Origin of the sequence: Undibacterium sp. GrIS 1.2 (assembly GCF_040544435.1) — a bacterium.
Lineage (GTDB): Bacteria > Pseudomonadota > Gammaproteobacteria > Burkholderiales > Burkholderiaceae_D > Undibacterium.
On the sequence record NZ_JBEONP010000026.1, the window covers coordinates 61,992 to 73,724 of the forward strand.

The window sequence follows — 11,733 nt, forward strand, 5'->3', positions numbered from 1 at the left end:
TCGTCAGCTGCCCGATAACATGCGCTGTACCACCGGATCAGCTAATCGTTGTAAAAACCACTGTAGCGCCTTTCCTTTGTCGTTTCTGCGCCACGCAATGTGGTTATTGCCAGTGAGTCTGTTTTCTTGCAAAGTTTTTTCTACCAATGCGCCAGATTGTAGATGTGGCAACGCAAGCTTGTGCGGTAAATTACCACAACCTAATCCCGCTATTTGCGCTAATAATTTTGCCTGCAATGTGGGAACTGTCAGCGTATCCTGGCCCGCCAGAAGTCCCGCATTGATCGATGGCAGATTGCGCCCCGTATCGCCGACGGCGATTGCCCGGTGGCTTTGTATGACGGTCGCTGTCAATGGCTCCGGCGCTGTTGCCAGCGGATGTTTGGCTGCAACGGCAAAGACCCAATCGATATTGCCCATGGTCTGAGTCTGATATTCGCCATGCATGCGCAAGGTATCTGGTCCATCGTAAGCGGCACCAATCGCCAGATCTGCCCGACCGGCGAGCAGTGTCTCCCATACGCCGGACAAGGTTTCTTGAGAAATTCTTAAGCGTGTGCCGCAGGCCTGGTGCTGGAATTCTTGAATCAGTGGCAAAAAATGTTCAAACTGAATTACGCCATCCATGACGATACGCAACTCCGCCTCCCAGCCTGTTGCGGTGCGCTTGACCCTTTGTTCCAGCTCTTCTGCCGCCAATAATAGATGCCGCCCTTGCGTCAATAATTCTTGCCCGGCCGTAGTTAGCTTGGCGCGGTGACCGCGTCGATCAAATAGCAGCACGTCCAGATCATCTTCCAGTTTGCGGATACTGTAGGTGATGGCGGAAGGCACTTTATCTAAGGCGCTTGCTGCTGCCGCAAAGCTACCTTTGCGGTCGATGGCATCCAAAATTTGCAGTGCTTCGAGAGTTAAATTCATGGTGAATTATTCTTATACAAAAATACTGAACGAGAAGTAGAAAATATTCCCCTTATATTCAGGTTCTGGCAGGTATATATTGCACCACATCATATCAATTATTTGAATAAGGTAGGGTTTCCACTAACCCTAAAAATACGATGCTGACAGTCCATAAATCAGAACAACGCGGTTATGCCGAACACGGCTGGCTGAGATCTCATCACAGTTTTTCCTTTGCCGATTACCACGATCCTGCACACATGGGTTATGGCCCTTTGCGCGTGATTAATGACGATCATATCGCGGCCGGAATGGGGTTTGGGACGCATGGTCATAAGGATATGGAAATTATTACCTACGTGCTTCAAGGTGCGATTGTGCATAAAGACAGCATGGGCAATGGCAGTACCATTCTCCCGGGTAATGTGCAGTACATGAGCGCCGGAACAGGTGTTCGCCATTCTGAATTTAATCCATCGCCAGACAATCCCACGCACTTATTGCAGATCTGGATACAGCCATCCGTGATTAACGCGACACCAGCGTATGAGGAAAAACATTTTAGTCGGGAAGACAAAGCGGGCCGCCTGCGTCTAGTCGTGTCGCCCGATGGTGCGGATGATTCCATTAAAATCCGTCAAGACGCACGGTTGTACATTGGTCTGTTTGACGGCGAGCAGGCGAGTAGTTTGATCTTATCGAAAGATCGCCTTGCCTACATCCATCTGGCAAGCGGTCAACTGACTGTCAACGGCGTGCAGTTGTCAGCGGGCGATGCGGTGAAATTGCGTGAAGAAGAATTAGTGCAGTTGGAAGCGGGAAAGCAGGCAGAAGTACTGGTGTTTGATTTACCAAAATAATTTGGCTGAGCCGATGGATAAAAATATTCTGACGCGATGACTGATGAATGAAATAACGAAATAACGAAATAACTAAATAACTAAAAGGAACTCCCATGAAAAAAGTAGCGATTGTGTACCACTCAGGTTATGGCCACACTAAAAAAGCAGCAGAAGCAGTCCATGCAGGTGCCGCAGCGGCAGGTGCAGCAGCAGAACTGATTGCGATTGATGCAGAAGGCAATATCACTGATGCCAACTGGGCCAGTCTGGCAGAAGCTGATGCGATCATCTTTGGATCGCCGACCTATATGGGCACGGTTTCCTGGCAGTTTAAGAAGTTTGCCGATGCCACGTCCAAGCCTTGGTATTCACAAGTATGGCGAGATAAAATCGCTGGTGCTTTCACCAATTCTGCCAGCATGAATGGCGACAAACTGTCGACGCTTCACTACCTGTTCACCTTGTCGCAACAGCATTCCATGATCTGGGCTGGTACTGGATTGATGCCATCCAACAGCAAGGCAGCGCAGCGTAATGACGTTAATTATCTGGCCAGCTCTTCTGGCTTAATGACGCAATCACCGTCTGATTCTTCGCCAGAAGAAGGTCCGTTGCCAGGCGATTTGGAAACCGCAAAATTATTTGGTAAGCGTATTGCAGAAGTGGCGGCACGGTTCACTAAGTAATGATCCGGCTGCGATAGATGAGTTGATTTGCGTTGATTTTTGTTAATCGGCAGAAGGATGGCTAGCGGAGTTGATCAACGAAGTTAAGCCATCAAGTGAAGCAATCTGATCAATCAGCAGACACGCCAACATTTTAGCGCCAAAAAAGCCTGCTCAATGAAAATTGGCAGGCTTCTTCTTTTTTTGATGAGAGTACTACCTAGGCTTAATATAATTACTCCTACCCTGTATATTATAGTTGTCCATGTAAATTCTGGACAATACGGTATATTTGTAAAAAATAAAGGGGAGTATATATAAATTCCGAATTAAATCTACCGCTTTGGCCGGCCATTCTCAGCCTATTGCCAATACATCAGACAAGGTGGAATCAGCAGCAACAATGCCAGTGCCAGATACATTAATTGCAGCTGGATCATCCACTTTGCCCAGGTTGCCCAGGGTATCCGTGCTAAGGCCAGTACGCCGACGGTAATGCCAGATGTCGGGATCATCGGTGTCGTAAATTCACCAAATTGAAAAGCCAGAATCGCGGTTTGCCGCGTTACCCCGACCAAATCCGCCAGCGGAGCCATGATCGGCATGGTAAGCGCCGCTTGTCCGCTACCTGAGTGGATGAAAAAGTTAATCACGGTTTGGATCAGAAACATTTTTTGCGCCGCAAACACCGGGCTGGCTGACTGCACAAATGGCATCAGACCATGGAGCATGGTGTCGATGATATGGGCGTCGCGGGCGAGGATCATGGTGCCGCGTGCCAGGGCAATCACCAGCGCAGTGGTGACCAGATCTTTTGCGCCTTGCAAAAATGCCTCGATAAATTCGTCCGAGCTTAATTTACCGACGACGCCGACGATGATTGCCATGACTAAAAACAATGCCGCAATCTCATTAATAAACCACTCATACTTGACGACGCCCAGCACCATGACGCCCAACGAGGCTGCAAATAGCAGCAAGACTAATTTATGCGTGACAGTGACACCGGTGAAGTGAGTAAATTCATCGTGCTTGAGACTTTTTCTTTTCTCTTGATCAAGTTCAAAGGTCGGACTTTTCTCTGGTGATTGTTTGATTTTCGCGGCATACCACATTAAAAAGCCGATGGTCAGGGTGGTAGCAATCACCCACACAATCACACGGTACTGCAAGCCAGAAAACACCGGCACACCGGCGATGCCCTGCGCGATGCCGACATTAAACGGGTTTAAAAATGCCGCAGCAAAGCCGACTTGCGATCCGATAAACGGGATCGAGACTCCCACAATCGAGTCATATCCCAAGGCCAATGCCAGCGGGATAAAAATCAAAATGAACGGGATCGCTTCTTCACTCATGCCAAAGGTCGCGCCACCGAGCGAAAACATGGTGACAAACACCGGAATAATCATCGCCCGGATGAATGCAGAATTGGTGTGCGCCTTTGCCACCGACTTGATCATAGAATCGATCGCCTCGGTTTTTTGCAACACGGCAAACGCACCGCCGACAATCAGCACAAAGCCGATGATCAGCGCCGCCTCAACAAAACCTTTGATTGGTGCCATCATCAACGCCACAAAGCCCTGCGGATTGCTGGTGATGTAATGGAAGGTGGCAGGATCGATCAAGGTTTTGCCATTGACGACGTGCGTATCGTATTTGCCACCGGGCACTAGCCAGGTTGCCAGCGCAATCAAGGCCAATAGAGAAAACAGCAGCACAAAGGTGTTGGGGAGTTTGAGTTTTTTCATTTTTTGTATCTCCAATACTGGCGAATATTCATATACTCCCCCTTACTTATTTAAAATATGCCTCATAGTCCAATAATTATATGGACAATAAAATATACATGGTGAGAGTATGTATATTCATTGTGCTTGAAACATGAGCTGAACTTATTTTAAAGTCAACTTCCAAGCTAACTTTGGCGCTAACTTCACAGCGACAATAATTTCCCTGTCCGGAACGGCACAGTTCCCGCGATTTTCGCAATCGCCATTCCTCGCTGTACATAACGGTAGGCGGTGCGGGCAAACATTTTTCCACCGACTTTGGCGATGAGCGGGGTTGTTTTGCCAGAAATCGGATCAATCACCTCGCCGATGATGTCGCCTTGTTGCACCATGTCACCCGGTCTTTTTGAGAACACCAGCATGCCAGCATGCGGCGCGGCGATTGGTAGCACGGCTTCTAACGGCGTCGGTGCACAAAATGCGGCGGGCAGAGGTGGCGTTGCAATGTCGAGCTGCCCTTTGTAAGCGAGGTAGGCAATTAAGGCATCGGCATCTTGCTCTGCCAGCTCATGCGCGACATCGACTTCTCCGCGTAGTTCGACTGTGACCGGGACGCAGGCAAATGGAATCGGGAATTGATCTTTAAAATGGTTCGCCAGCTCCCACCAGAGCCGACCACAGGTTTCATCAAACGGATCGTCGCCAGATTCGGTAGCGAGTAGCATTGCCTCCGCGCCCAGATAGCGTGCCAGCGGTAACACCTCTCCGGCGACTGGTGTGCCGGTATATAAATGCATTACAGACTGATTGTCACAGTGCAAATCCAGAACGATGTCAGCATCACATGCCAATGATTGCAAGGTTTTACGTAAAGAGTCCGCCTCGGTCGCCGGTTGCCATTGCGCCAACAACAAGAGCACTTGCTCACGGATGATGCTGACATTTTTATTGATGTCACTTCCGAGTAGCGTAGCTAAGCTCTCGCGCAATACCGGTATCAAATTGCGGTAGCCGCGATTAAAGTTGATGCCCGAGGCCAGATCAAAACGCCCAAATGGCTCACCTTGAATCGCCTGATCCAGACCAATCGGATTGGCTAGCGGTACCAGCACAATCTCACCCCGAATTTTTCCATTTGCCTCTAAGGCTTCTAGCCGCGCGCGCAGATGATGTGCCACCAGCATGCCCGGAATTTCGTCCGCATGCAAAGAGGCTTGGATGTAGGTTTTTAGCGACCTCTGTACGCCCCTCGTATCGTTTGTACTATTGCTTCCATCATTGCTGGCGGCTTGCCCAAAGTGATAGCTGACAAATTGACGCTGGGTGCCGATGCTGCGCGCTTCTAGCAGGTGAGTTTTGATTTCCATATTGTTTTAATTGGTGTGGTTACGTAGAGGTTGTATTTTTGGACAATGCTAATTTTTCAGATGCAAAGGCGGATCTCATTTTAGATGGTCTATTTTTTCAAGAGTTCTGTAAAACCTTGATGAAAAAATAAACAAAGCGCGAACAGGCGGTAATCAATTGAAATCATTATGACGTATTTTTTACACAAAATGAAGTTATGCAAAAAAATTTACAAATAATGTTGAGTTTGTTCAAAATCAGATATACGATTCATTTCAGCAAAAATGTTTTAAACAAAATTGAAATACAAATAAGACTTGATGTGATTTTTTATTTGTATGATGTAGTCCCTGTTTTATTTAGACTGAAAAATCCTTATGGTTAAGTCGATCACCCCAAATGTAGTCAATACCGAGGCAGCTACGCCAGAGGTTGCTTTTGCGCAATCCAAACTCGGCAAGATACTAATTAAGACCCTGACTGAGGGATCGTCTTCATATCAAAGCATTGCGGATTATTTGTTGCGCAATCAGGTCAGAGTAACTGCCTTGGGTATAGAAGATTTAGCGCAAAGTTGCCAGGTATCGACCGCAACGATCAGCCGCTTTGCCCGCGATATTGGTTTCTCCAATTATGCCGCGATGCGTAATGAAGTGGCGGAGACTTTGCAAAGTGTATTTCAGCCAGTAGAGAAATTACGCAATACCATCGAGCGTCGCACGCAAGAGACTAATCCTGCGATTACCAGTCTTGAATACGCATTAGCCAATACGGATGCGACAAAACAAAACTTGTCGATTGAGGTCTTAAACCAGGTGGTGAGTAAGTTAGTCAAAGCGCGCACGGTCTACGTCATGGGCTTTGGCTTAAGTGCGCATCTGGCAGGGATGTTAGCGCTGCATTTACAACCATTTTGCTCGCATGTAGTTGAGGTGGTGGGTTATGGGGGTACCGAGGTTGCTGCCGGACATTTGGCTAGTATTTCTGATAAAGATGTCCTGATCTTGATCTCTTTTCCGCGCTATGCCAATGACGCCATCAAGTTAGCGCAATTCGCGCGTGATCATGACACCTGCATCGTATCCATGACCGATTCAACCGCGTCGCCATTGGCGGCAGTCGGCGATTTTTTATTATTGGCACCGAGTACTCATCCGGTTTTGCCAAGTAGTTCCATTGCGGCCATCGCGCTGATCGAAGCTTTAGTCAGCAGTCTGATGGTATCCAATCGTAAGAATGTAGAAAAGGCGATGAAGCTGACCGAGGCTTTATCCGCTTATTTACATGGATCTGACGCGAACTCCAAAAGCAGTAGCAAGGAGCTAGCAATGAGAAAGAAGAAGAAATCAGAATCTGACTAGGACCTAAACAGCAGTTTTATTTAATCCCGGTCGGAGTTGAAAAAAATGGCTTTTAAAAAGCCAGGGTGAACTGCTGTCTAAAAATTTTGGTGCACTGGTGCTCAGCTTATAAGTGCTTCAGTATTTTTGTGATTCAAATGTTGGGTTAGTCCTTTGGAGTTAGTGCGTTGAGTGTTTGATTTTTTATCTTGTAAAAAACATTGTGAGGGGAAGTGAAAATGAAAAATAAAAGTAGAGAAATACAGATCAGGCCAACGAAGATTGCTTTATCTATTCGTTACGCTTTAGGTTTGTCGGCGGTCTTGGGTTGTGTCAGTCCTTCCGCGTTTGCACAAGCGGAGGCTGATGCAGCCAAAGTACAGCGAGTAGAAATCACTGGATCGTCTATCAAGCGGTTAGATGCAGAAACTGCGATGCCTTTGCAAATTTTGACCCGTGCTGAAATTGATAAAAGCGGCGTGACAACCGCAGCCGAATTGTTGAGCAAAATATCCGCCAGTGCAGCTGCCTTAACTGACGGTGCCAGCTTTAGTGATAACGGTGGAACACAGCGCGGCTTTAATGGCGCCAACTTACGCGGTATCGGCGTATCTTCAACTTTGATTTTGTTGAATGGCCGTCGCCTCGCAAACTTTGCATCGCCGGGTAATTCTTCTGGTGTCGATTTAAATTCCATCCCCGCTGCAGCGATTTCTCGCGTTGAGGTGTTGAAGGATGGTGCATCCGCAATTTATGGTACGGATGCGATTGGTGGCGTCATTAACTTTATCACGCGTCCTGATTATCAGGGCGCTGAGGTCTCTGCTTATACCGGTGGTACCCAACATGGTGGTGCAGGTAAAAATATTGTGACCTTATCAGGCGGTTTGGGTGACCTGACTAAAGATCGCTACAACGTTATGGCCGTGGTGAACGTGCAAGATAGTCAAAGTCTACGTTCTACACAAAGAGACTGGATCGGTTCTGCCTACCAACCAGATATTAATCTGGACGTCAGCAGCTCTAATACTTATCCGGCAAACGTGCGTCGTACTAAAGCAAGCGGCAGTGCAACTGGCTCACGCTTAAACCCAAGCGCGCCAAACTGTAATCCGCCATCAACAGTGTATGCGCCAGGTAGTTTTGTCGGTAGTCAGGCCTGTTTGTATGACTATATGCACGACACAGAGATTTTCCCTGAATCCAAACGTTTTTCTCTGTTGTCGCGCGGCCAGTATGCCTTGAATGACGACACGACTTTATTCGCAGAGGTATTGCACAGCGATACCAAGACTACCTACCGTATCAGTCCTTTGACGGTCAGCGATCTTAATTATCCATTACCAAGCGCGGGTGGGATTTATTATCCAAGCAGTTTAATCACCACTAATCAAACCCCTTTGCGCGTAGGTTTGCGTTTGAGCGAGGCAGGTCCGCGTACGAATGAAGTCGATGCCGTTGCACAGCGTATCGTATTGGGCGCTAAAGGTAGCGTTGCCGGTTGGGATTACGACACCGCATTGAACCATAGCGTTAGCACTGTCGATGATAAATACGTCAATGGATATGTTCGTACCTCCTTGTTTAATGCTGCATTTCTGAGCGGAAAAATTAATCCGTTTGGACCTTCTGGTGCCGATGGCCTGGCACTGTTAAATGCTGCAAAAATTAGTGATGCGGCGCGTCATTCGCGTGGTACGACCGATTCCTTAGATGCCAAAGCATCACGTGAATTGTTTGATATGGCGGGTGGTAAAGCCGCAGTTGCAGTTGGTGCAGAATATCGCCGTGAAAAATTAGACTTCACTCCTTCTGCTTTATTGGCTGCGGGTGAAATCCGTGGTGATGGTGCTGCGGCTGCCTATGGTGGTGACCGTGACGTGAAGGCGATTTATGCTGAGTTTAATTTCCCAGTATTAAAAAATGTGGAGACACAATTCGCACTCCGTCATGATCGTTATAACGACGTCGGTGGAACCACAAATCCTAAAGTCGGTATCCGCTGGAATCCAACTAAAGAAATCATTTTCCGTGGTTCTTATGGCACTGGTTTCCGCGCACCGACCCTGACTGATTTGCATGAGCCGGCACGTGTAGGGCAAACCAGTGGTGTGTATAACGATCCTTTGGGATGTATCAAAGTCGGGGCGATTGATAACACAAAAAATCCTGATTACTGTGGTATCCAGCCTAATCTGATCAAAGGCGGTACCGCTGATTTGAAACCAGAAACATCCAAGCAATACTCGTTTGGTTTTGTGTTTGAGCCTATGCGTACTTTGACGACCTCGATTGATTACTGGCGCATTCAGAAGTCCGATACTTTGTTAGCTAACGAGGGCGCTTATTTTAGTGATCCTACGCATAACTCGGCATATGTGGTGCGCGCTGCTGCTGACCCAACTTTGCCTGGGATTCCTGGTGCGATTGTGTCGGTCGATGGCCGTACGCATAACATCGGTACCTTAGATACCTCAGGAATAGATCTGAATGTGAACTGGCGTTTGCCTGCAAACGATATCGGTAAGTTTGCTGTGTCTTTAAACGGCACTTATGTATTCGATTACAAAACTAAAACTACTAACGCGAGTCCAGAAATCAATGGTGTTGGCGTGTTCACGGATACTCAAGTAGTTCAACGCTGGCGTCATACCTTGACGTTTGATTTTGATCGCGGTCCTTGGGGTGCTACTGTGCAGCAGACGTTCTATCAAGGCTATCAAGATCAAAATCCTAATCCAGATGGTTCGGTACGTCGTGTTGGTTCGTATGCATTGTGGGATATGAGTGGTAGCTATAAGTTGTCTAATGCGACCAGCTTCCGGGTAGGTATCAAAAACTTGTTAGATACCAATCCGCCGCGCTCTAACCAGGTGTATAGCTTCTTAGCGGGCTATGATCCTAGTTACACGGATCCACGTGGACGCTTCTTTTATGCTTCAGTGAATTACGCTTTTAAATAACATTAAGTCATATTTAAAAGTGGGGTGGCATGCTGTATGCCTCCCCATTTTTCTATCTTTATGACGTATGACGCAGCGATGTATCGCTAGATGATTTTTCAGTGGATTTATTCTCATGAGTAATTTGTTGTTATTTTTTTTGCGTCAATGTAAACGCATCAGTATTGTTTTCTTTATTCTTACTTTTGGTATGGTGCATGCCCAAACCAGGCTAGACCCAGCCCAGCCGGAGGCAGCAGGCACGCTGGTGATTATTGGCGGTGCTTTGCGCACTGATAATGCTGTAGTGTGGGGAAAAATAGTCGCTTTAAGTGGTGGCAAGGGCGCCAAAATTGCAGTGATCCCGGCTGCTGCTGCCAATCCCGAAAATGCGGGGAAAAATATAGCAGATACCTTAAACCGTTATGGTGCCCGCGCATTTGTGGTGCCGTTAGCGATCAGGCTCAAGGGGTCAGATTATCAAAAGGTCGCGAATGATCCATCAGTAGCCTCACAAATTCGTGCCGCTGGCGGAGTCTATTTTTCTGGTGGAGATCAAGGGCGAATCACGCAAGCTTTAGTTAAGCCAGATGGTACCAAGAGCGCAGCATTAGAGGCTATTTGGGATGTGTATCACCGAGGGGGCGTCATTGCTGGTTCTAGCGCCGGAGCGGCAATTATGAGTAGCACGATGTTTTATGACGCCAAGGCCGTTTTACCTACTTTGCAGTTTGGCGTAAATGAGGGAAAAGAAATCGCACCTGGCCTTGGATTTATTGGCGACCAAGTGTTTGTTGATCAGCATTTGATTATTCGCGGCAGGTTTGCGCGGATGATCCCGTTAATGCTGAAAAAAAATTACAAACTAGGTTTGGGGATTGATGAAAATACCGCCATGATTGTGCGGGGTAGGGCAGATATCGAAATCCTGGGATATAAAGGCGCAATACTGATGGATCTTAGCGAGGCAATATCCGACGCTCAATTGAATGCATTTAATATCACTAACGTAAAAATAAGTTATCTGGATCGTGGCGATCGTTATAACCTGCAAACGAAGGTTTTAATCACTTCAAAAGAAAAGCAAAAAGGAGTAGTAGATCCTGCAAATCCTTACAATGTAGAGAAGAAATTTTATCCAGACATATTAGGAAACACGACAATAGTAGATTTGATGCAGGATTTAATTGATAATAAGCAACTTCAGACAAAAGCGCTTGCTTTTGGTGATCCGGAAGCTCCAAATGCAGAAGCTGGATTTGAATTTACGTTCAGTAAGACTGCCGAAAGTAAGGGTTACTTTTCTAGCGCGCTAGGCTCTGACGCTTATACGGTAATGAATATTCGGATGGATATTCGACCTATCGTAATGCAAACGCCTTTATATCGATATAAATGAGCTTTTTTTTCGATTAGACGTGGTATTCTTCTAAAAAATGAGTTATTTTACTCTTTTATTTCTGTAATAAAATTACATCTTAATTTATTCCCACTAGGTAATTAATTTTATGAGCTGGTTTAATAATAATTAAATTTGTAATTTTGCTACACTATTGATTTTTTAAAGTGTGTGTTTTGCATTCGTAGCAAAAGTTTCAATGATCATAAAAATAGCTGATATCAGATTTGATAAGTCTACTCTGATGCTTGCAAATTTTGAAAAAATGAACGATGCTCTTCGTTTTTTAAAGCACAAACTAATTCGTCGCTAGCGAAAAATAAGTGATGCATAGTTTGTTAGCAGTTTAGAAGTCATAGTAGTGCATAATAATTCGTAATGTGGTCTCGACTCTGTTTTTTGCATTTAATTAAGCATTAAATTCAGAGGAGCATATTTTTGTAAATGTGGTAACAGGAGGATGGTAGGTATGGATTTTTCAAATCACCAGCAAGAGCCGGGCAAGAAGGTGTTCGGGATAGGGCTGGTAATCGCATTTCACATATTGCTCGTGTATGCC

At 46.4% G+C, this 11,733-nt stretch carries 8 protein-coding genes; 5 read left to right on the forward strand and 3 right to left on the reverse strand.

Annotated elements, in window-relative coordinates:
* Positions 1-3: 3 nt before the first annotated feature.
* Positions 4-921 (reverse strand): LysR family transcriptional regulator, encoded by a 918-nt coding sequence (locus AAKU61_RS12785; protein ID WP_354332756.1) that lies wholly within the window; start codon positions 919-921, stop codon positions 4-6.
* A gap of 140 nt (positions 922-1,061) precedes the next feature.
* Here AAKU61_RS12785 and AAKU61_RS12790 point away from each other — a divergent pair, with 140 nt between their 5' ends.
* Together AAKU61_RS12790 and AAKU61_RS12795 are read left to right on the forward strand one after the other, a co-directional pair.
* Positions 1,062-1,763 carry a pirin family protein gene (locus AAKU61_RS12790; protein WP_354332757.1) on the forward strand — a complete coding sequence of 234 codons (702 nt, stop codon included), beginning with the start codon at positions 1,062-1,064 and terminating at the stop codon, positions 1,761-1,763.
* A 95-nt stretch (positions 1,764-1,858) separates the two neighbouring features.
* Entirely contained in the window at positions 1,859-2,431 is a 573-nt protein-coding gene (locus AAKU61_RS12795; protein ID WP_323492256.1) for a flavodoxin family protein, read from the forward strand.
* 341 nt (positions 2,432-2,772) lie between these two features.
* Here AAKU61_RS12795 and AAKU61_RS12800 read toward each other — a convergent pair whose 3' ends face one another.
* Positions 2,773-4,164: a YfcC family protein gene (locus tag AAKU61_RS12800; RefSeq protein ID WP_354332759.1), complete on the reverse strand. Its 1,392-nt coding sequence runs from the start codon at positions 4,162-4,164 to the stop codon at positions 2,773-2,775.
* Positions 4,165-4,349: 185 nt separating this feature from the next.
* On the reverse strand, positions 4,350-5,513 hold the full coding sequence (locus AAKU61_RS12805; RefSeq protein ID WP_354332761.1) for a succinylglutamate desuccinylase/aspartoacylase family protein: 1,164 nt from the start codon (positions 5,511-5,513) through the stop codon (positions 4,350-4,352).
* Between the two features lie 357 nt (positions 5,514-5,870).
* On the opposite strand from AAKU61_RS12805, the gene AAKU61_RS12810 reads away from it, so the two are divergent.
* The 3 genes from AAKU61_RS12810 (at position 5,871) to AAKU61_RS12820 (ending at position 11,174) form a co-directional block, all read left to right on the forward strand.
* On the forward strand, positions 5,871-6,854 hold the full coding sequence (locus AAKU61_RS12810) for a MurR/RpiR family transcriptional regulator (protein WP_323492259.1): 984 nt from the start codon (positions 5,871-5,873) through the stop codon (positions 6,852-6,854).
* A gap of 218 nt (positions 6,855-7,072) precedes the next feature.
* Complete coding sequence (locus AAKU61_RS12815) at positions 7,073-9,796, forward strand: TonB-dependent receptor (protein WP_354332763.1); 2,724 nt, start codon at positions 7,073-7,075, stop codon at positions 9,794-9,796.
* A gap of 115 nt (positions 9,797-9,911) precedes the next feature.
* Positions 9,912-11,174 carry a cyanophycinase gene (locus tag AAKU61_RS12820; protein ID WP_354332765.1) on the forward strand — a complete coding sequence of 421 codons (1,263 nt, stop codon included), beginning with the start codon at positions 9,912-9,914 and terminating at the stop codon, positions 11,172-11,174.
* The last annotated feature ends 559 nt before the right edge of the window (positions 11,175-11,733 follow it).

Coding starts and splice junctions, on each gene's coding strand:
- AAKU61_RS12800 (WP_354332759.1), bottom strand. CDS start 4,164: ATGAAAAAACTCAAACTCCCCAACACCTTTGTGCTGCTGTTTTCTCTA.
- AAKU61_RS12805 (WP_354332761.1), bottom strand. CDS start 5,513: ATGGAAATCAAAACTCACCTGCTAGAAGCGCGCAGCATCGGCACCCAG.
- AAKU61_RS12785 (WP_354332756.1), bottom strand. CDS start 921: ATGAATTTAACTCTCGAAGCACTGCAAATTTTGGATGCCATCGACCGC.
- AAKU61_RS12815 (WP_354332763.1), top strand. CDS start 7,073: ATGAAAAATAAAAGTAGAGAAATACAGATCAGGCCAACGAAGATTGCT.
- AAKU61_RS12820 (WP_354332765.1), top strand. CDS start 9,912: ATGAGTAATTTGTTGTTATTTTTTTTGCGTCAATGTAAACGCATCAGT.
- AAKU61_RS12795 (WP_323492256.1), top strand. CDS start 1,859: ATGAAAAAAGTAGCGATTGTGTACCACTCAGGTTATGGCCACACTAAA.
- AAKU61_RS12790 (WP_354332757.1), top strand. CDS start 1,062: ATGCTGACAGTCCATAAATCAGAACAACGCGGTTATGCCGAACACGGC.
- AAKU61_RS12810 (WP_323492259.1), top strand. CDS start 5,871: ATGGTTAAGTCGATCACCCCAAATGTAGTCAATACCGAGGCAGCTACG.